The following is a 19,506-nucleotide window of genomic DNA, read 5'->3' on the forward strand; positions in this document are numbered from 1 at the left end:
ACAGTGATGGTATTCTCGTGTGGTTGCCCCGCGAGGGGCAGCACGCCCCGATAGCTCAGTGGCAGAGCACTTCCATGGTAAGGAAGGGGTCGTCAGTTCAATCCTGACTCGGGGCTCACAGCGTTCGTATCTGCGATGCGGATGCGGTGTGGCAGGGTAGCTCAGCTGGTCAGAGCGCACGACTCATAATCGTGAGGTCGCGGGTTCAAGCCCCGCTCCTGCTACAGAATGAAACCCCCGGGATTCCCGGGGGTTTTGTCGTATCGGGGGTCTATCAGAAGTGTTGGCGACGATGTCAAGGGGATGCCGTCTCCGGGATCGCGACGGTCAGACTGATCGTCCAGTCCCCCGACGATAGGAGCGATCATGGCAGACCCTCAGGCAGCACCGGAGACGGGTTCCGGGATCGAGGCGGTCGGCGTGGATGCCGATTTCGTGACGAACGACCCGGACCCAGACGTCGACCCCGCGATGCCGGGCGAGGACCAAAAGGCCGACGGTGACAACGCGGATCACCCAGACGAGCTCGAGGTCGCCGACCCTCCGGTCGCCGACCTTCCCTAGCCGGTCACAGGCCACGCACTGCGGGCCCGCTCCTCGACGTGCGGAGCGGGCCCGTGTGCTGCGCGAGGAATGTCAGCGGCTGGTCGGGGGTGCGTCGCGGTCGACAGCGACGTGGGCCTCGCCATCCGAAGCGGCGGCGGTCCGAACGATCGTGCCTCGCTGCTCGGTTTCCAAACGCTCGGCCTCCTCGCCGCTGATCGCCTCTCCTCGGGCGACGAGCCCGGCCTGATCCGACAGCGGGATCTGCTTGAGGAACAGCGACAGCACGAGGGCCAGCACGATGAACGGCACCAGGAACCAGAACACCGGTGCGAGAGCATCCGCGTACGCCGTGACGATTCCGTCGCGGACTTCGTCGGGCAAGGCGTTGAGCGTGGCAGGGTCGATGGTCGACGCAGCCTGGGATGCATCCTCAGGCGAGGCCCCGGCGTCGGCGAAGACGCCGAGCAGGTTCTCGGTCAGACGGGTGGTGAAGATCGTGCCGAACACCGCGGTGCCGAGTGACGCGCCGACCTCGCGGAAGTAGTTGTTCGTGCTGGTCGCGGTGCCGATCTCGCCGGCGGGGACGGCGTTCTGCACGACCAGGACGACCACCTGCATGATCAGGCCGAGTCCGGCGCCGAACACGAACAGGAAGGCGCAGATCAGCCAGATCGGCGTCTCAGCCGAGAGCGTGGTCATCGCCACCATCGCGATGCCGGTCAGGATCGTGCCGACGATCGGGTAGACCTTGTACTTGCCGGTCTTCGAGATCGCGATGCCCGAGAAGATCGAGGTTCCGATCAGGCCCACCATCATCGGGATCATCAGCAGACCGGATGCCGCGGCGGAGGTGCCGGACGACATCTGCAGGAACGTGGGCACGAAGCCGATCGCGGCGAACATGCCGATGCCGAGCACGAGCCCGATCGCGGTGGCGTTGACGAAGATCGGGTTGCGGAAGAGGCTCAGCGGGATGATCGGATCCTGCACCTTCGCCTCGGTGATCACGAAGGCGGTCGCCGCCACGACGAGTCCGGCGCCCCAGGCCCAGGTCGCGAGCGAATCCCAGCCGAACGCCTTGTCGCCGCCGAAGTCGGTGAAGAAGATCAGGCAGGTCGTCGCGATCGAGAGGAATATCACGCCGAAGATGTCGATCGGCTTCTGCGCCTTCTTGCTCGGCAGTTTCAGAGCGACCAGGGCGATGATGAAGGCGGCGATGCCGACCGGGATGTTGATGTAGAACGCCCACTGCCACGTCATGTGGTCGACGAAGAACCCGCCGAGCAGGGGACCGGCGACAGCCGACAGGCCGAAGACGGCGCCGAGCGGACCCATGTACTTGCCGCGCTCGTTCGCGGGCACGATGTCGGCGATGATCGCCTGCGACAGGATCATCAGCCCGCCGCCGCCGAGCCCCTGCAGCGCGCGGAAGGTGACGAACATCCAGAAGTCGGTGGCGAAGGCGCACCCGACGGAGGCGAGGGTGAAAAGGGCGATCGCGACCAGGAACAGGTTGCGTCTTCCGAGGACGTCGCCGAACTTGCCGTAGATGGGCATGACGATCGTGGTCGCCAACAGGTACGCGGTGGTGATCCACACCTGGTGATCGACGCCGCCGAGCTGTCCGACAATGGTCGGCATGGCGGTCGAGACGATCGTCTGGTCGAGGCTCGAGAGCAGCATTCCGGCGATCAAGGCGCTGAAGATGATCCAGATGCGGCGCTTCGTGAGCAGGAAGGGCGCATCCGCGGTGGCGGTGGCGGTGGCGGACATTCAGTCGGCTTTCTGTGATGGTGCGAACACGGCGCGAGCGATCTCGAGGCGTCGGCTGACGAGGTCGCTGAAGGACTCGGTGGAGTGATGGTGCAGCAGCTGGTCCATGCACAGGCGCACCAGCGCGCCGACGGTGTGGACCATGACCTCTGCGCGCAGCTCGGCATCGGCACCTTCGCCGCTTCGCCGCACGACGAGATCCATGTCGCGACGCTCGTTCTTCGCCAGCTGTTCGAACGCGGCCTTGAGTAGCCGAGGCTCCTGCTCGATCACGGCGAACATGGCGGGCGCGTCGTCCAGCGGATTGAAGAGCTCGAATCGGGCGATCGTCAGCCGGATGAAGTCGTCGAGCAGCTCGCCGGTCTGGGCGACGAACTCGGTTTCGAGGGCCTCCTGTCGGGAGTCGATCGCGGCGAACCCGAAGACCGCGCTCTCTTTGCTCTCGAAGTAGTTGAAGAACGTGCGCCGCGAAACGCCCACCTCCGCGCAGAGCTCCTCGACCGTGAACCCGGCGAAGCCGCGCTCGGTCGTCAGGCGGCGCGCCGCATCGGTGAGCGCCCGCGTCGTCTCACGCCTGCGTTGCTCTCGCAGTGAATCTGCACTCTCGCTCATAGAGTGCAATATTGCACTCTTAACCTAAGAGTGCACTGTGAAGAGATTCCCAGACGAATCTGTGACGATCTGCTTCCGGCATCCGTCTTAGTGGTGTCGCTGCACTGCGGCCATCCCCGCTGGGGATCCCACACACTGATGAAGGAGCACATGATGGCGAACGCCTCGAACGCACAGCAGCCCAAGGTCCAGGTCGCCCCGGCGGCAGGTTCGTCCGTCGCCTCGACGGGCGCGACGATCATCGAGAACGGCGTCGTCGCCAAGATCGCCGGCATCGCGGCTCGTGAGGTGCCCGGCGTCTACGCCCTCGGCGGCGGGGCGGCTCGTGCCGTCGGCGCCATCCGTGACGCCCTGAACTCCACCGACCTCACACAGGGTGTCAGCGTCGAGGTCGGCGACACCCAGGTCGCGGTCGATGTGACGATCGTCGCCGAGTACCCGGTGTCGTTGCAGAAGGTAGCCGATGATGTGCGCGCCGCGATCTCCGTCGCGATGAGCGAGTTCGTCGGCAAGCAGGCCGTCGAGGTCAACGTCACCATCAACGACGTGCACATCCCCGCAGACGACGACGACGCGAGCGACGACGCGCTCGCCACCGACGCCGGCGCGGAGACGCGTGTCCTGTAGCCCCACGAGGTGCCTACCAACTATCGGATCAGCATCTCGTGACCACGCCATCGGATCGCCGATCCGATCCGATGGCGGGTCCGCTCCGAACCTCTCACGGGGAAGGGAAGAGGGAGTCGACGCATGGGTGGGGAAAGATTTCGCTCTGCTCTCGAGCAGGCCGACGACCGAATCGTCGCCGGTCGGGCGATGGACGGAGACGTCGCGGCGTTCGCCGTGCTGGTGCGCAGGTACACGCCGATGATGCGTGCCTACACGCAGCGGATGCTGAACGCCTCTGCCGATGCCGACGACATCGTCCAGGAGACGTTCGTGACCGCATGGCAGCGGTTCTCCGAGCTCGACGACCCGGCGAAGGTCAAGAGCTGGCTGATGCGCATCGTGAGCCGCAAGGCGGTCGACCGCATACGCGCTCTGAGGCCGATGCTCGATGTCGATGACATGGAGCAGGAGGCGCCGTCGCAGGGTGCGCCGGCGCGTATCGTCGAAGCCCGCGCCGGGATCGAGGCTCTCGGTGCGGCGCTGCAGGAACTGCCCGCTGCTCAGCGTGAATGCTGGGTGCTGAGGGAGATGGGCGGTTACTCGTACGACGAGATCGCCACGGAGCTCGACATCTCGGTGTCGACGGCGCGTGGTCTTCTCGCTCGAGCCCGAAAGTTCATGATCGTGCGAATGGAGGCCTGGCGATGACTGAAGAGCAGGAGACTCCCGACGTGCGTCAGCTCGGACTCGAGCCGGGTGACCTCGACGGACACACCCTCGAAGAGCTGAGCGACTACCTCGAGGCCGACAGGCTTCCGCTCGACCCGTCGATCGAGGGCTCGCCCGGGTGCCAGCTCGCACTCGACGCCCTCGAACGGCTCCGCGGTCTGGGCGGACAGCTGATAGAAGCGGATGCCGCGGCGAGCCCGGAGGTCGACGACAGCTGGGTCGACCGCATCCTCTCGGGGATCGCGCTGGATGCCCGAGCCGGACGCCGCATCCCGTTCGACGACCCCGACCCGTCCGTCGACTTCGGCATCACCGAGGGGGCGGTTCGTGGACTCATCCGCTCGGCGGAGAACGCCGTGCCGGGCATCCTGGTCGGTCGATCGACTCTCGACGGAGACGTCGCCGTCGTGGGCGAGCCGATCCGGATCGCGGTCGAGGTCAATGTCGTCTACGGCGAGACGATCCCGACAGCGGTCGAACGCCTTCGCGCCGAGATCGCCGAGCGTCTGCGTCGGCAGACGGACCTCACCGTGACCTCGATCGACGTCACTGTGCGGGACATCCAACAGATCAGCAGTGCTGCGGAGGAGGCATCATGAGCACGACGGCCCTGCCTGGACTCGCCGAGCGGATAGAGGCGGCGGTGCTGGCGACGCCTGGCGTGCGCAGCGTCTATCGAGCGGGCTCGCTGGTGTCGAACCTCGTCGGAGCGGGAGCCGTGGCGGTCGGCATCAGCCGGATCGATGAGCCTCTCGTGGCCGTCCGAGTGGGTGACGTCGGGGTCGAGGTCGAGGCATCACTCGGGATCGAGTATTCAGCCAGTGCCCTCGAGCTGCTCCGAAACGTCCGCGAGGCCATCGGGAAGGTCCTCGCGGAAGACGGGCTCGAGCCCGTCGAGATCGTGCTCACGATCGCGTACGTCCATCCGCGAGAGGCATCGTCGGACTGAGGTCGTGAGCACGAGGAGGCGCCGATCCTGGGTGAGGATCGGCGCCTCTCGGCAGTCGTCGGACGATCAGGCGATCGTGCGGAGGCCGTCGACGAGGGGTGTGGTCGGACGACCGATGAGCCGGGCGAGGGTGCCGTCGGTGTCGGCGAGGGCGCCCGCGGAGATGCCGGCGTCGAGAGCGACGACGAATCCTGCCGTGCCCTCGTCGAGACCGGCCGCCTGGAGGCCGGCGAGCTGCTCGTCGGGGGTCAGCGGCTGATACTCGACGTCGCGGCCCGTGACCTCGGCGATCGCGCCGGCGAGATCCGCGTAGCCCCATGCGACGTCGCCGCCGAGCTCGTACACCTGGCCGATGTGACCGTCTTCGAGCAGCACGACGGCTGCGGCTTCGGCGAAGTCCTTGCGGCTCGCGGAGGCGACACGTCCGTCGCCGGCTCCGGACGCGAGCACGCCGGTCTCGGCTGCGCGGGCGACGTCGGCGGCGTAGTTCTCGGTGTACCAGTTGTTGCGCAGGATCACTGAGGGAAGACCGGACGCGGCGATGAGCTCTTCGGTCGCCTTGTGCTCGGGGGCGAGCACGAGATCGCTCGTCGTCGCCCGGGGGGCGCTGGTGTAGACGAACTTTGTGACCCCGGCAGCCTGGGCGGCGTCGATGACGGCCTGGTGCTGGGCGACGCGCTGGCCGACCTCCGAGCTCGAGATCAGCAGGACGCTGTCGACGCCCTCGAGCGCCGCAGTGACGGAGGAGGGGTCGGAGTAGTCCAGTCGTGCGACCCGCACGCCGAGATCCTCAGCCTTGGTCACGTCGCGTGCTCCGGCGATGATCGACTGCGGGTCGGCGCCGCGCTCGAGGAGGCTGGCGATGACGAGGCGTCCGAGGTTGCCGGTCGCGCCGGTGACGAGGATGGTCATGGGGTGTCCTTTCGTAGGTGACAGGAGCGACAACCTCGCCATCGGTGGTGAACATTCCAGGCTGCGGGTACCCACTTTGAAGTAAGGTACGTACATGACGGTTAGTTATGCGCAGATCCGGGAGGCGACTCCGCAGATCTTCGAGCCCGGATGCAGCACGCGAGTGATCCTCGACCACGTGATGAGCAAGTGGGGTGTGCTGGTCCTCTCGTCGCTCTCCGACGGCACCCGCCGTTGGGGCGAGCTGCGCCGAGAGGTCGGAGGCATCAGCGAGAAGATGCTCGCCTCCACGCTGCGCACCCTGGCTGACGACGGACTCGTGCGTCGGGAATCCTTCCCGACAGTGCCACCGCACGTCGAGTACAGCCTGACTCCGCTCGGTCGCGATCTCATGGAGCGGATGCTGCCGCTCGTCGAGTGGGTCGCCGACCACGCCGACGGAATGATCGATCGCGATTAGGTCGACGGATTCCGTCGTAGGGGACTACTGGTCGCCACGAAATCCGTCGGTAGGAGAAAACGATTGACGCGATATACGTGGTGGCCGTATGTTCTGAGCATGTCAGCTACGACGCCGATCCATCTCGAACGCCCCGACGGCAAGGGGCTCGCAACAGGTTCGCTGGGGTTGTGGGGGTCCACCGTCATCGGACTCGCATCCACCGCACCGGTCTACTCGCTGGTGGCCACGCTCGGCTTCGTGGTGCTCGCCGTCGGAGCACAGGCGCCGATCGCGTTCATCATCGCGTTCGTGCCGATGCTGCTGATCGCCTTCGCCTACCGTGAGCTGAACAACGCCGTTCCCGACTGCGGCACCACCTTCACGTGGGGCACCAAGGCCTTCGGGCCCTGGGTCGGCTGGATGGGCGGCTGGGGCGTCGCGGTCGCCGGAATGGTCGTGCTCGCGAATCTCGCCCAGATCGCCTCGGTCTACTTCTGGTCTCTGATCGGCTTCGACCTCGAGAACAACGACTGGCGCATCATCCTCGTGGCCGTGCTCTTCATCGCCGCCATGACATGGGTGAGCTGGCGAGGTGTCGAGATCGGCGAGCGCATCCAGAACGTCCTGCTCGCCATCCAGTACCTCGCTCTGGCGATCTTCGTGGTGGCCGCCCTCTGGCAGTTCTTCGCCGGCACCGCACCGAACCCGACTCCCTTCGACATGGAATGGCTCAACCCGTTCGGATTCACCTCCTGGTCGGGCTTCACCGAGTCGATCCTGCTCGCCCTCTTCATCTACTGGGGCTGGGACACCTGTCTCGCTCTGAACGAGGAGACCAAGGACCCGAAAAGGATCCCGGGTCGCGCGGCTCTGCTGACCACCGTCATCCTGCTGTTCACCTACGTGGGTGTCACGATCGCCGCCATGATGTACGCGGGCCTCGGCGACACCGGAACCGGACTCGGCAACGAGGCCAACGCCGACGACTTCTTCCTCGCGATCAAGGATGGCCTGCTCGGACCCTTCGGCTGGATGCTGGTCGTCGCCGTGATCATCTCGGCCGTCTCGTCTACGCAGACGACGATCCTGCCCACCGCACGCGGCACTCTCGCAATGGGCGTCTACCGTGCTCTGCCCGCGAAGTTCAAGGCCGTGCACCCGACCTACAAGACGCCGTCGTTCTCGACGATCGTCATGGGCGTCGTCGCCTCGGCGTACTACATCGGCATGACTCTGATCAGCGACAACATCCTTCAGGACTCGATCCTGTCGCTCGGCCTGGCCATCGCGTTCTACTACGCGATCACCGGCTTCGCCTGCGTCTGGTACTTCCGCAAGGACCTCACGACCTCGGCCCGGGACTTCTTCTTCAAGGGCCTCTTCCCGCTGCTCGGCGGCCTCATGCTGACGGGGGCCTTCGTGCAGTCGGCGATCGACATGTGGGATGTGGACTACGGCTACACGGTGCTCTTCGGCATCGGCGGCACGTTTGTGATCGGCATCGGCTCGCTCGCCTTCGGTCTCGTGCTCATGTTCCTCTGGTACCTCTTCCCGCGTTCGAAGCGGTTCTTCCGCGGCGAGAGCCTGAACCGCGACACCCAGGTCATGGTGCCGGACGAGCCGGGTGATGTCATCCGCTCGATCGACGGCGGCATCTGAACCCCATCACCCGGTCAGAGCCGGATCGCGCGCGGCAACGCCCTAGGCTTTATCCGTGCGCATCCGGCTCGACATCGCCTACGACGGCACCCACTTCCGCGGGTGGGCGAAGCAGCCGACCCTGCGCACAGTTCAGGGGACTCTCGAGGCCGCACTCGCTCGCATCGTCGGCTCCGACGTGCAGTTCGTCGTCGCCGGACGGACGGATGCCGGAGTGCACGCTCTGGGGCAGGTGGCGCACGTCGACCTCGACGAGGCGCAGTGGTCGCGCATCGAATCGCGTCAGGGTCGGGCCCCGCAAGACCCAGCCGCGTCGATCGCACGGCGCATGCGCGGTGTGCTCAGCGCGTACCCCGACGCGACGGTGACCCGCAGCTCGATCGCCCCCGACGGATTCGACGCCCGGTTCTCGGCAGTGTGGCGGCGCTATCGCTATCGCCTCGCCGACTCGACCACAGGGTACGACCCTCTTCGACGCCATGACACCACGGCGCACCGGGGAGAGTTGGACGCACACGCGATGGATGCCGCCGCGCGGACGCTCATCGGCCTCCACGACTTCGCGGCATACTGCAAGCCTCGTGAGGAGGCGACGACTATCCGGACTCTCCTCGACTACCGATGGTCGCGCGACACCGAGGGTGTGCTCGTCGCCGAGGTGAAGGCCGACGCGTTCTGCCACAGCATGGTGCGCGCACTGGTGGGTGCATGCGTCGCGGTGGGGGAGGGGCGGCTCGACGTCGACGACCTGGTCGTGCTGCGAGACGCGCTCACCCGCACCAGCGAGTTCAAGGTGCTGGCGGCCCGTGGCCTGACGCTCACCGAGGTGGGCTATCCGGCCGACGAGCTGCTCTCGACCCGGGCGGAGCAGACACGCGCTCGCCGCGACTCCACGACAGCATGACGGAGCGCGACGCGACGTTCGTCGAGGTCTCGTCGGCAGGCTGGGCATTCTGGCGGGCGCTCCTCGACACCTGCGTCGGCCTGATCGTCGGCTCGCTCTACACCTTTCTCGCCATCGTCGTGATCGGCATCGTGGGGGAGGAGGCGCTGTCGTCGCTGTACTGGCAGGTCGATCTCGACCCGCTGTTCCGCGCGAGCATGGGCGTGATCCTGCTCGTCGCCGCAGTGCTCGCGATCGGTGTGCCCTTCGTCTTCGTCGCCGAGCGCTACGCCGCCCTGCGTGCGGTGGAATCGAATGCGGGTGCCGATCCGAGCGCCGTGCCGCAGCGGTCACTGCGCTCGAGCTGAAGGCGGCGCCCGCCGCTCACCTGCAGACCACCGGGCTGGTGCTGCTCTGCTGTCTCGCGGGCCTCGGCGGCATCTTCGCACTGGGCGTCCTGTTCACGGAAGACCTGCGTGAGGATGCCGTGAGCTGGGTCGCTCTCTTCGTCATCGCGGTGCTCTCCTTCGGCGCCGAGATGCTCCGTCGCCACGGGCGACGGGTCGTAGAGCGCGATTCCGCACGCATGGGCACGCAGTGAGGGCGCTGGAAGAGGGGCGTGCCGCGAGCGCAGCAGGCCGATGCCGAACGTCGAGCTGCCGCGATCGCCGCGGTCGTCCCTCGCTGGCTCACAGCCCCCAGCGCTCGGCTCCTCCGTCGGATCGCCACGGTGCTGCTCACGGCGACGTTCATCTCGTTGGCCGCGTTCATGCTCTCGGTCTTCATGCGCCAGCAGTGCCGCACCTGCGACCCGGTCTACTGGGACGAGCCGATCGAGAACGGCATCGACCTGTTGAGCCTGAGCAGCGGCGCGGCGATCGCCGTGTGCGCCGCGCTCGGCATCCTCGCCTGGGTCGGCGGAGTCGCCCTGCAGTTCGCGAGGGAGATCGCGCTGAGTCGCTGGGTGTCCGACGGCGCTGCTCGCCGCATCGACGTGGGTCTCGTCGAGTCTCTGCTCTCGGGCAATCGGGCTATGGTGCGCCTGCAGCTGGGACTCTCGGCCCTGGGCGCCGGAGCCGTGGTCGTGGGTGTCGGCGCCGTCTGGGCCGAGTGGACGACGATGGACGCGCCATCGGTGCTCTGGGCCGCGGCGATCGTGATCGTGCTCGCGCTCATCATCGGCTGGTCCGACGCCCCGCGCAGCCGACGCCAACGACAACTCGCCAGAGACGCGCTCTTCCCGGGCGATGTCGGACCCTCGGGGGAGCGGTGACGAATCGCGGAGACGACCGCAGCGGAGCGTTCGCCGCTGCGCTGCGAGCAGCGATCTCTGAGCGCGGGGTCACTCTCGCGCGTCTGCAGAGCCAGCTGAAGGACGACGGCAACCCGGTCTCCATGGCGACCTTGAGCTATTGGCGCTCGGGCGATCGCCAGCCCGAAGGCGCGCAGTCGCTCAGCGTCGTCGAGGGAATCGAAGACCGCCTCGGTCTGCACAGGGGACACCTCGGCGGTCTGCTGCTTCCTTCTGCGCGTCTCGGACCCATCGCGCCGCCTCGCCTGCCCTTCGACGAGGAACGCGAGCAGCGCGAGACCGAGGAGACGCTGCAGGCGCTCCGTGCAGCGCCGCAGGACGCGCTTCGCGACCTGTCGACACACGTGACGGTGTTCGTCGGTGCGGACGGTGCGGTGGCCAAGACCATCATGCGCTCGCTCGTGCAGTCGACGAGGGGCACGATCTCGGAGGTGCCGCTCATCGACGTCGCCCCGATGGAGACCGATGTGATGTCGGTGATCTCGGATGTCGTGGGCGGACGGATCGACCGCGAGTATCTGCATCCGCGCCGCCTGCTGTCGGGTGTGGTGATCGCGCTCGATGAACCGATCGTCGCCGGCGGCACGACCCTGTTCGAGTTCACCGAGACCTTCCCACCGGGATACCCGCCGCGGCAGTCCGCCTGGCACGCCACGTCGCGGCAGGCCCGCGAGAGCCTCGTCTGGGTGCGTTTCCATCCAGCCGCCCTGCCCAGCTGGTGCGAGGAGTACGTGGAGACGGATGACGAGTACGTCTCGACGATGCGCTCGGTGCGCAGCGGCTCGGTGCATCTCGCGCGGCACGGCTTCGGCCCCGGAGTTCTGGGCATCCGATGGGGATACGACGAGTGATGCCTGAGGTGCGAGGACACCGCGACGACACGGGTTCACCGAACGGACGGGCGATTTCCACCGGAATCCAAGACTGAGCCACTACCGTGAAGTGCGATGAAGGTGATCTCGTACAATCTGCAGAAGCACCGCGCCGCAGGAGAGCTGGCGGCGCTGGTGTCGGCGCACGATCCTGACATCCTGTGCCTGCAGGAGTGCGATGTCGCAGGTCTGCCCGAGAATGTCGGTGATCTCGTACTCGCCGATGCGACCCAGGGCAATCGTCTCGGGCTCGCGATGTTCTACCGAGCCAGCGAGTTCCACCTCCAGGGGATCAAGACGATCGAACTCAAGAAGTCGCTGCACGACCGTATCGCCAAACCCGCGCACGAGCGGGTGCTGGGCGCGCGGCTGAGAGACATCGACGCCGGGCGCGAGTTCATCGCCGCGTCCTTCCATGCGGCGCCGTTGACCGCGCTGAACTCCCTGCGTCGGCATCAGATCCGGGCTGCCCTCACTGAGCTCGCAGCCCTCGGCGAGGGGCTGCCTCAGCTGATGGTCGGCGACTACAACTACCCGGTGTTCAAGGAGAACCTCGGCCAGACCATTCGCGAGCACGGCTACGCGCTGACGCTGAGCGATGACCACACCTACACCCGCTACCGCGTGTTCCGTGGTCACTACGATTTCGCCACCTCGGTCGGCTTCGAGATCCAGCGGGTCACGACACTCCCGCAGGGGATGAGCGACCATCGTCCGATCCTGGTGACGACGCAGTTCGACTGACCGCCGACCGAGTCGGTTTGGGAGAACGTCGGGAATGACGTAAGCTGTCACTTTGGTACTCGACTGCCGAGTACTAACGAACGTGAGCCCTCCACTGGCGTGTTCATCCCTGTAGGGAAGAACCACCCCGGAGTGGGATTCACGAACTTCTCCGTTCGAACAAGAAAGCAGCACTATCGTGACGCGCACTTACTCCCCGAAGGCCGGCGAGGTCCAGCGTGACTGGGTCGTCATCGACGCCACTGACGTCGTTCTCGGCCGCCTGGCCTCGCACGCCGCTACGCTCCTGCGTGGCAAGCACAAGCCCACCTTCGCCAACCACATCGACTCGGGTGACTTCGTCATCATCGTGAACGCCGACAAGGTCGCGCTCACCGGTCAGAAGCTCCAGAAGAAGCTGGCCTACCGCCACTCGGGTTACCCGGGCGGACTGAAGTCGGTCACCTACGCCGAGCTCCTCGAGAAGAACCCGATCCGCGCTGTCGAGAAGGCCATCCGTGGCATGCTCCCCAAGAACAGCCTGGGCCGTCAGCAGCTGTCGAAGCTCAAGGTGTACGTCGGTGCCGAGCACCCGCACGCCGCACAGCAGCCGCAGACGTACACCCTCGACCAGGTCGCCCAGTAAGCGCCGTAAAGACTTAAGGACATACTCGTGGCTGACATCCAGGACACCACCGAAAACCCCCAGAACTTCTCGACCTCGACTCCCGAGACCGACGCAGTCGAGGCGGCTCCCCGCCCCGTGCTCAGCGTCCCGGGTGCCGCTGTCGGCCGTCGCAAGCAGGCCATCGCCCGCGTGCGTCTCGTCCCCGGCTCGGGAACGATCACGGTCAACGGCCGCACGCTCGAGGACTACTTCCCGAACAAGCTGCACCAGCAGCTGATCAACGACCCGTTCACGATCCTCAACCTCGCCGGCGGCTACGACGTCATCGCGCGCATCTCCGGTGGTGGCCCCTCGGGCCAGGCCGGCGCGCTGCGTCTCGGCATCGCTCGTTCGCTCAACGGCATCGACGAGGAGAACAACCGTCCGACCCTGAAGAAGGCCGGCTTCCTCTCGCGCGACGCTCGCGTCAAGGAGCGCAAGAAGGCTGGACTCAAGAAGGCCCGTAAGGCGCCTCAGTACTCGAAGCGTTAAGGTCAACCGCTCCGATGCCGATCTTTGGCACGGACGGTGTGCGAGGACTCGCCAATGGCATCCTCACCGCCGACCTCGCGCTCACCCTGGCCCAGGCGACTGCTGTCGTCCTGGGCCAGGGCCGTACTGCGGAGGCTCGCAAAGCCGAAGGCAAGCGACTCACTGCAGTGGTGGCCCGCGACCCCCGCGTCTCCGGCCACTTCCTCACTGCAGCAGTCGCCGCAGGACTCGCCTCCTCCGGCGTCGACGTGCTCGAGGCCGGGGTCATTCCGACCCCAGCGCTCGCGTTCCTCGTCGCTGACCGTGACGCCGACTTCGGTGTGATGATCTCCGCGTCGCACAACGCGGCCCCCGACAACGGCATCAAGATCTTCGCCCGCGGCGGTGTGAAGCTGCCCGACGTCGTCGAGCAGCGCATCGAAGAGGCGATGGCGGGCGAGAAGCTGCGCCCCACCGGAGCGGGCGTAGGCAGGATCGACCGATTCTCCGACGCCGAAGACCGCTACGTCGTGCACCTGCTCGGCTCGCTGCCGAACCGCCTGAACGACATCAAGGTCGTGCTCGACTGCGCACACGGCGCCGCATCAGGTGTGTCTCCCGAGACCTTCCGCGATGCGGGTGCCGACGTCACCGTGATCGGTGCCGACCCCGACGGCTGGAACATCAACGACGGCGTCGGGTCGACCCACCTCGACCAGCTCGCCGAGGCTGTCGTCCGCCTCGGCGCCGACATCGGAATCGCCCACGACGGCGACGCCGATCGGTGCCTGGCTGTCGATGCGCAGGGCAACGTCATCGACGGTGACCAGATCATGGCGATCCTCGCGGTGTCGATGAAGCAGCGTGGTCACCTGACCGATGACACGCTCGTCGCGACCGTGATGAGCAACCTCGGCCTGCACGTCGCCATGCGCGAGCACGGCATCACCGTGCGCCAGACCGCGGTCGGCGACCGCTATGTCCTCGAGGACATGGACCGGGGCGGCTACGCCCTCGGCGGCGAGCAGTCGGGCCACGTCATCATGAGCGAGTTCGCCACCACCGGCGACGGACTCCTCACAGGGCTGCACCTGGTCGCCGAGATGGCGCGTCAGAACAAGACGATCGCCGAGCTCGCGAGCGTGATGACGGTGTACCCGCAGGTGCTCGTCAACGTGCGCGACGTCGACAAGGACGCGCTCGAGTCCGACGCCGTCGTGCAGGAGGCCGTGCGCGAGGTCGCCGCCGAACTCGGCGAGACCGGCCGCGTGCTGCTCCGCAAGTCGGGAACCGAGGCCCTCGTCAGGGTCATGGTCGAGGCTGCGGATGCAGAATCCGCTCAGGCGTACGCCGATCGGCTGGTCGCCGTGGTGCGCGAGCGACTCTCACTCTGAACCGTCGAACGCGCCGTGCGGCACCGACCTCGGGTCAGTCGCGCGGCGCGTTCCAGTTCAACTGCTCGATGTACCGCAGCAGCACGCCCTCGCGCAGTGCCCACGGAGACACTTCGAGTTCGTCGACATCGAGCGCGGTCATGGCGGTGTGCAGCGAGACCGCCGCGGCGACGATCTGGAACGTGCGATCCGCGGTGATGCCTGGCAGCTCCTGACGCGCGGAGGCGGGCAGGCGGGCGAGCCGAGGGATCCACGATCCCAGAGACGCGCGGGGCAAGACCATGCGCTGAATCCCCGACCACCCTGGCACCGGGTAGCCGGCGAGTCTGGCCAGGGATCGGATCGCCTTCGACGAGCCGACCACGTGATCGGGGCGCGGAAGCGCGGTGAACCGGGGGAGCACTTCGGCGAGCGTCGCGGTCGCGTGCTCCCGAAGACGTTCGACGTCGTCTTCGCCGGGAGGGTCGTGAGGCAGAAACTGCACGGTCATCCGGCCGGCTCCGAGCGGGACGGATGCCGCGGCATCCGGCAGCTCATCTCCACCCGCAGCTACCTCGAGCGAACCGCCGCCGATGTCGAGGAGCAGCAGCTGTCCCGCAGACCAGCCGAACCAGCGCCGCACGGCGAGGAAGGTGAGCTCGGCCTCGGTCTCGCCGTCGAGCACCTGCAGCGGCTGGCCGAGGGCAGCCTCGATACGGGCGATCACCTCGGCTCCGTTCCGGGCATCGCGCACCGCGCTCGTCGCGGTGGCGAGCAGCTCGTCGACCCGCTCAGCATCCGCGACCTTGCGCGCCTGAGACACAGCCTCCTCGAGCGCGCGCACGCCCTCTTCCGATATCGAGCCGTCATCCGTGAGGTACCGCATCAGCCGCAGGACGGTGCGGTCGCTGGTGGTCGCCAGCGGCCGACCGCCGGGGCGAACATCGGCGGCGAGCATATGGACGGTGTTGGAACCGATGTCGAGGACTCCGAGGCGCACGGATAGAGACTACTCGTGCGCCGTTACGATGTATCCGTGACCACCGCCGACCCCACGCTGCCTCTGTCTCCGTATCGCGAGATCGGACGCGACGAATGGGCGCGATTGGCCGCGGGCCTCGATCAGCCGCTCACCGAGACCGAGGTCGTCGAACTCCGCGGCATCGGAGACCGCCTCGACCTCGCCGAGGTGCGCGAGGTCTATCTGCCGCTGAGCCGGCTGCTCAGCCTCTACGCGACGGCCACGAAGCGCCTGGGAGCCGCGACGAGCTCGTTCCTGCAGGAAGACGACTCGACGACACCGTTCGTGGTCGGAGTCGCAGGCTCAGTCGCCGTCGGCAAATCGACCATCGCTCGTCTGTTGCGCGAGCTGATGAGCCGGTGGCCGGGCACACCTCGGGTCGAACTCGTCACGACAGACGGGTTCCTGCACTCGAACGCTGAGCTCGAGCGCCGAGGCCTGATGGAGCGCAAGGGCTTTCCCGAGTCCTACGATCGGCGCGCGCTGCTCGAGTTCCTCACCGAGGTGAAGAGCGGGGCCGCCGAGGTGCGGGCGCCGTTCTACTCGCACATGCGCTACGACATCGTCCCCGATGCTCACGTGGTCGTCCGGCGTCCGGATGTCGTGATCGTCGAAGGGCTGAACGTCCTGCAGCCGCCACCCGCACCCAACGATGTGGCCGTCAGCGACCTCTTCGACTTCTCGATCTTCGTCGACGCCGACACCTCGCACATCGAGAAGTGGTACGTCGACCGGTTCCTCGCGCTGCGCCAGGGGGCCTTCTCGAATCCTTCGTCGTACTTCAACGTCTTCGCCCATCTCACGGATGAGGAGGCGATCACGACGGCGCTCGGCTACTGGAACGAGATCAACATGCCGAACCTGGTCGAGAACGTGATGCCGACCAAGCACAGAGCGCGCCTCGTGCTCAACAAGGGCGTCGACCACAGCGTCGAGAGCGTGCTTCTTCGCAAGCTCTGAGCAGGCCCGGGGGTTTCGTTCGGAACCTTCGCAAAAACCCCGCCTTACTCTTGACGACATGTGTGGAATCGTCGGATACGTGGGCCCGCGCCCCAGCCAGGACATCCTGCTCGCAGGGCTCGCCCGTCTCGAGTACCGCGGCTATGACTCGGCAGGTGTCGCGGTCATCGACGGCGACGGCTCGCTGGGCATGCGCAAGAAGGCGGGAAAGCTCGCGATGCTGCGCGACTCGCTCGAGGACGCAGCTCTCGCCGACGGCAACACCGGCATCGGACACACCCGCTGGGCCACCCACGGTGGTCCCACCGACGAGAACGCGCACCCGCATCTCGCGGATGACGACAAGCTCGCAGTGATCCACAACGGCATCATCGAGAACTTCGCCTCGCTGCGCGACGAGCTGCTCGCCGACGGCGTGGCATTTCGCAGCGAGACCGACACCGAGGTGGCGGCAGCGCTGCTCGGTCGCGAGTACCGCAACAACGGCGGCGACCTGCAGGGTGCGTTCCGCGCCGTGGTTAACCGCCTCGAGGGCGCGTTCACCCTGCTCGCGATGCACCAGGACCACCCCGGACTCGTCGTCGGCGCACGACGCAACTCGCCTCTCGTGATCGGCCTCGGCGAGGGCGAGAACTTCCTGGGCTCCGACGTCGCCGCATTCATCGAGCACACCCGCAAGGCGCTCGCCATCGGCCAGGACCAGATCGTCTCGATCACCCCGGATGCCGTCGCGGTCACAGACTTCGCCGGCACGCCGGTCGAGGCCGAGCCGTTCGACGTGTCGTGGGACGCCGCCGCTGCGGAGAAGGGCGGATGGTCCAGCTTCATGGCCAAAGAGGTCGCCGAGCAGCCCGAGGCGGTCGCCAACACGATCCGCGGCCGCATCCAGGGCGATCAGGTCGTCATCCCCGAGCTCGATGGACTCGATGAGCTGTTCCTCGGCATCAACCGCATCATCATCACCGCGTGCGGCACGGCCGCGTATTCGGCACTGGTCGGCAAGTATGCGATCGAGCAGTGGGCGCGGATCCCCGTCGACGTCGAGCTGGCTCACGAGTTCCGCTACCGCGACCCGGTGATCGGCGATGACACGCTCGTCATCTCGATCAGCCAGTCCGGCGAGACCATGGACACGCTGATGGCGGTCAAGTACGCGCGAGAGCGCGGAGCGCGCACCCTCTCGATCTGCAACACCCAGGGCGCGACCATCCCGCGCGAGTCCGACGCCGTCGTCTACACGCACGCCGGCCCCGAGGTCGCGGTCGCGTCGACCAAGGCGTTCTCGGCGCAGATCACCGCTCTGCTGCTGCTCGGTCTGCACATGGGGCGCGTGCGCGGATCGGTGCAGGATGCATCCGTCGACGTCGCCGAGCTCACTGCCCTCCCCGAGAAGATCGCCAAGGTCCTCGAGAGCGAGCAGGAGCACGTCACTCAGCTCGCCGGCTGGATGGCCGACACCCGCTCGGTGCTCTTCCTCGGTCGCCATGTCGGCTTCCCGATCGCGCTCGAGGGCGCGCTCAAGCTCAAGGAGATCTCGTACATCCACGCCGAGGGCTTCGCCGCCGGCGAGCTCAAGCACGGTCCGATCGCCCTGATCGAACCAGGGCAGCCGGTCTTCGTCCTGGTGCCGTCGCCCCGTCACTCGGCCGTGGTCCACTCCAAGGTCGTCTCCAACATCCAGGAGATCCGTGCCCGCGGTGCCCGCGTGATCGTCGTGGCCGAAGAGGGAGACGCGGCGGTTCTGCCGTTCGCCGACGAAGTCATCCGCATCCCGCTCGCTGGAGCGATGTTCGAGCCGCTGCTCGCCGTCGTCCCGCTGCAGATCTTCGCCATGGCCCTCGCCACGGCCAAGGGCCTCGACGTCGACCAGCCGCGCAACCTCGCCAAGTCCGTCACCGTCGAGTAATCCTTCGGGTCGGGGTCGTTTCCGTCTCCCGTTCTCTGAGCCGGATGGCTGGAGAAGATCCGGTTGGCTGGCGCATGCCGGTTGCTGTGCCAGCCAACCGGGGGATCCTCAGCCATCCGGCTCAGGAACGTGAACGCGCCAGCGCGCTCGCGATGGCGCCGGCCACAACGTCCCAGTCGTGGATGATCATGGCGTAGTCGAAGCGGAGCGTCTCGTATCCAAGACGGGATGCTTCGGCATCCCGTCTCAGGTCTCGGTGACGTTCTGAGTGGCCATCGTGGTTGCCTTTGCCGTCCGCCTCGAGGATGACGCGCCCTTCGAGCACGAAGTCGACTCGGCCGACACCGTCGATGATGACCTGCGTCGAGACCTGGATGCCGAGGAGATGCAGTCTCAGCCTGACGATGGACTCGAGCCCGCTGTCTGCATCATGGCGCGCGATGTCGACGAGCCATCGCGCGCTCGCAGGGAGCATGGCGCGGATGCGACGCCGTGCCGCTGCTCCGATCAGACGCTGCGCCCACGCAGACTCGAATGCGGCGAAGAAGAACTCATCGCCATGGCATCCGTATGAATGCACCAGCGCCGCCTCGACGGGAGCCGCCCCCAGATGCATCGGCCCTGCGCGGTAGTGCTCGACGCAGAGGCAGTCCTGGTGAGGGTGCGTGCGCCCAGCCTGACCCAGCCACACGTGGGGGTCCTCGTCGTCCTCGAGCACCCAGACACCGTGCAGCCGGAGCGCGCCTGAACATGTCAGTGCGCCGCCGTGCAGGGCCGCCGTGCGCACATTCGACGCGCACGTCGGTGAGGCGAACACTCCGGCGCGGATGCGCATCAGCTCACCGCGACGCACCGCGATCGAGAGGTCCTTGCGCGTGCAGCCGAACGCGGCGAGTCGTGATCCGCGGGTGATTCCGCCGTGGAGTTCGACGAGGGCGAGTGGCGTGGGCATCGGCCGATCCTCTCGCGAGCACGCGGGGCGAGGTCGCAGTTACCGCCGGTTGGGGATCGATCTCCTCGAGATGCGCGTTGTGCAGGAAGCGTCAGCCCGGCCGGATGGCCGACGGTTCCCCGCCTGGCGGGCGGT

General features: G+C 66.9%; 23 protein-coding genes and 2 tRNA genes. 20 read left to right on the top strand and 5 right to left on the bottom strand.

Translation table 11 applies throughout. The annotated features are described in order from the left end of the window. The first annotated feature begins 44 nt into the window (after positions 1-44). From ACIOU8_RS09315 to ACIOU8_RS09325, 3 genes are all read left to right on the top strand, one after another. Positions 45-116, top strand: a tRNA-Thr gene (locus ACIOU8_RS09315). A gap of 34 nt (positions 117-150) precedes the next feature. Continuing rightward, positions 151-224: transfer RNA gene (locus ACIOU8_RS09320), tRNA-Met, on the top strand. 142 nt (positions 225-366) lie between these two features. Then, entirely contained in the window at positions 367-564 is a 198-nt protein-coding gene (locus ACIOU8_RS09325) for a hypothetical protein (RefSeq protein ID WP_400788416.1), read from the top strand. A gap of 72 nt (positions 565-636) precedes the next feature. Here ACIOU8_RS09325 and ACIOU8_RS09330 read toward each other — a convergent pair whose 3' ends face one another. Together ACIOU8_RS09330 and ACIOU8_RS09335 are read right to left on the bottom strand one after the other, a co-directional pair. Further along, positions 637-2,319 (bottom strand): MDR family MFS transporter, encoded by a 1,683-nt coding sequence (locus ACIOU8_RS09330; RefSeq protein WP_400788418.1) that lies wholly within the window; start codon positions 2,317-2,319, stop codon positions 637-639. Next, the gene (locus tag ACIOU8_RS09335; RefSeq protein WP_400788419.1) at positions 2,320-2,931 is read right to left on the bottom strand and encodes a TetR/AcrR family transcriptional regulator; all 612 of its coding nucleotides are present in this window, start codon (positions 2,929-2,931) and stop codon (positions 2,320-2,322) included. 153 nt (positions 2,932-3,084) lie between these two features. Here ACIOU8_RS09335 and ACIOU8_RS09340 point away from each other — a divergent pair, with 153 nt between their 5' ends. The 4 genes from ACIOU8_RS09340 to ACIOU8_RS09355 all read left to right on the top strand — a co-directional run bounded on the left by ACIOU8_RS09340 (position 3,085) and on the right by ACIOU8_RS09355 (position 5,218). Next, positions 3,085-3,558: an Asp23/Gls24 family envelope stress response protein gene (locus ACIOU8_RS09340; RefSeq protein ID WP_400788422.1), complete on the top strand. Its 474-nt coding sequence runs from the start codon at positions 3,085-3,087 to the stop codon at positions 3,556-3,558. 123 nt (positions 3,559-3,681) lie between these two features. Further along, positions 3,682-4,248, top strand: a complete 567-nt coding sequence (locus tag ACIOU8_RS09345) for an RNA polymerase sigma factor (RefSeq protein WP_400788424.1) — start codon at positions 3,682-3,684, stop codon at positions 4,246-4,248. After that, on the top strand, positions 4,245-4,868 hold the full coding sequence (locus ACIOU8_RS09350; protein WP_400788426.1) for an Asp23/Gls24 family envelope stress response protein: 624 nt from the start codon (positions 4,245-4,247) through the stop codon (positions 4,866-4,868). Before ACIOU8_RS09345 ends, ACIOU8_RS09350 begins: the two co-directional genes overlap by 4 nt. Next, positions 4,865-5,218, top strand: coding sequence for a hypothetical protein (locus ACIOU8_RS09355; protein WP_400788427.1), 354 nt, complete (start codon positions 4,865-4,867; stop codon positions 5,216-5,218). Before ACIOU8_RS09350 ends, ACIOU8_RS09355 begins: the two co-directional genes overlap by 4 nt. A 66-nt stretch (positions 5,219-5,284) precedes the next feature. On the opposite strand, the gene ACIOU8_RS09360 is transcribed toward ACIOU8_RS09355, so the two are convergent. Continuing rightward, positions 5,285-6,130 (bottom strand): SDR family oxidoreductase, encoded by an 846-nt coding sequence (locus tag ACIOU8_RS09360; RefSeq protein ID WP_400788429.1) that lies wholly within the window; start codon positions 6,128-6,130, stop codon positions 5,285-5,287. Between the two features lie 94 nt (positions 6,131-6,224). Here ACIOU8_RS09360 and ACIOU8_RS09365 point away from each other — a divergent pair, with 94 nt between their 5' ends. From ACIOU8_RS09365 to glmM, 11 genes are all read left to right on the top strand, one after another. Further along, positions 6,225-6,590, top strand: a complete 366-nt coding sequence (locus ACIOU8_RS09365) for a helix-turn-helix domain-containing protein (protein WP_290159738.1) — start codon at positions 6,225-6,227, stop codon at positions 6,588-6,590. A gap of 99 nt (positions 6,591-6,689) precedes the next feature. Then, on the top strand, positions 6,690-8,231 hold the full coding sequence (locus ACIOU8_RS09370) for an APC family permease (protein ID WP_400788433.1): 1,542 nt from the start codon (positions 6,690-6,692) through the stop codon (positions 8,229-8,231). Positions 8,232-8,286: 55 nt separating this feature from the next. Continuing rightward, positions 8,287-9,135, top strand: coding sequence for a tRNA pseudouridine(38-40) synthase TruA (gene truA / locus ACIOU8_RS09375; protein WP_400788435.1), 849 nt, complete (start codon positions 8,287-8,289; stop codon positions 9,133-9,135). Next, positions 9,132-9,482, top strand: coding sequence for a hypothetical protein (locus ACIOU8_RS09380; protein ID WP_400788438.1), 351 nt, complete (start codon positions 9,132-9,134; stop codon positions 9,480-9,482). The genes truA and ACIOU8_RS09380 overlap by 4 nt, the downstream gene beginning before the upstream one ends. Before the next feature lie 38 nt (positions 9,483-9,520). Beyond that, entirely contained in the window at positions 9,521-9,715 is a 195-nt protein-coding gene (locus ACIOU8_RS09385) for a hypothetical protein (RefSeq protein ID WP_400788441.1), read from the top strand. Between the two features lie 18 nt (positions 9,716-9,733). Then, complete coding sequence (locus ACIOU8_RS09390; RefSeq protein WP_400788443.1) at positions 9,734-10,387, top strand: hypothetical protein; 654 nt, start codon at positions 9,734-9,736, stop codon at positions 10,385-10,387. Then, the gene (locus ACIOU8_RS09395) at positions 10,384-11,277 is read left to right on the top strand and encodes a hypothetical protein (RefSeq protein WP_400788445.1); all 894 of its coding nucleotides are present in this window, start codon (positions 10,384-10,386) and stop codon (positions 11,275-11,277) included. The genes ACIOU8_RS09390 and ACIOU8_RS09395 overlap by 4 nt, the downstream gene beginning before the upstream one ends. A gap of 96 nt (positions 11,278-11,373) precedes the next feature. Continuing rightward, positions 11,374-12,042: an endonuclease/exonuclease/phosphatase family protein gene (locus tag ACIOU8_RS09400; protein WP_400788446.1), complete on the top strand. Its 669-nt coding sequence runs from the start codon at positions 11,374-11,376 to the stop codon at positions 12,040-12,042. Positions 12,043-12,220: 178 nt separating this feature from the next. After that, positions 12,221-12,667, top strand: coding sequence for a 50S ribosomal protein L13 (rplM, locus tag ACIOU8_RS09405; RefSeq protein WP_042539156.1), 447 nt, complete (start codon positions 12,221-12,223; stop codon positions 12,665-12,667). 27 nt (positions 12,668-12,694) lie between these two features. Further along, positions 12,695-13,180 (top strand): 30S ribosomal protein S9, encoded by a 486-nt coding sequence (gene rpsI / locus ACIOU8_RS09410; protein ID WP_042539158.1) that lies wholly within the window; start codon positions 12,695-12,697, stop codon positions 13,178-13,180. 14 nt (positions 13,181-13,194) lie between these two features. Then, positions 13,195-14,553 (top strand): phosphoglucosamine mutase, encoded by a 1,359-nt coding sequence (gene glmM, locus ACIOU8_RS09415; RefSeq protein WP_400788451.1) that lies wholly within the window; start codon positions 13,195-13,197, stop codon positions 14,551-14,553. Positions 14,554-14,587: 34 nt separating this feature from the next. On the opposite strand, the gene ACIOU8_RS09420 is transcribed toward glmM, so the two are convergent. Continuing rightward, positions 14,588-15,532 (bottom strand): Ppx/GppA phosphatase family protein, encoded by a 945-nt coding sequence (locus ACIOU8_RS09420; protein ID WP_400788453.1) that lies wholly within the window; start codon positions 15,530-15,532, stop codon positions 14,588-14,590. Positions 15,533-15,568: 36 nt separating this feature from the next. Here ACIOU8_RS09420 and coaA point away from each other — a divergent pair, with 36 nt between their 5' ends. Both coaA and glmS read left to right on the top strand, forming a co-directional pair. Beyond that, positions 15,569-16,513 carry a type I pantothenate kinase gene (coaA, locus tag ACIOU8_RS09425; RefSeq protein WP_140036354.1) on the top strand — a complete coding sequence of 315 codons (945 nt, stop codon included), beginning with the start codon at positions 15,569-15,571 and terminating at the stop codon, positions 16,511-16,513. A gap of 58 nt (positions 16,514-16,571) precedes the next feature. Beyond that, positions 16,572-18,419: a glutamine--fructose-6-phosphate transaminase (isomerizing) gene (gene glmS, locus ACIOU8_RS09430; RefSeq protein WP_400788455.1), complete on the top strand. Its 1,848-nt coding sequence runs from the start codon at positions 16,572-16,574 to the stop codon at positions 18,417-18,419. 121 nt (positions 18,420-18,540) lie between these two features. Here the strand turns inward: glmS and ACIOU8_RS09435 are convergent, their stop codons facing one another. Continuing rightward, positions 18,541-19,371, bottom strand: coding sequence for a DUF559 domain-containing protein (locus ACIOU8_RS09435; RefSeq protein WP_400788457.1), 831 nt, complete (start codon positions 19,369-19,371; stop codon positions 18,541-18,543). Positions 19,372-19,506: the final 135 nt, after the last annotated feature.

It is taken from the genome of Microbacterium sp. NPDC087589 (assembly GCF_044743635.1).
Classification (GTDB): domain Bacteria; phylum Actinomycetota; class Actinomycetes; order Actinomycetales; family Microbacteriaceae; genus Microbacterium.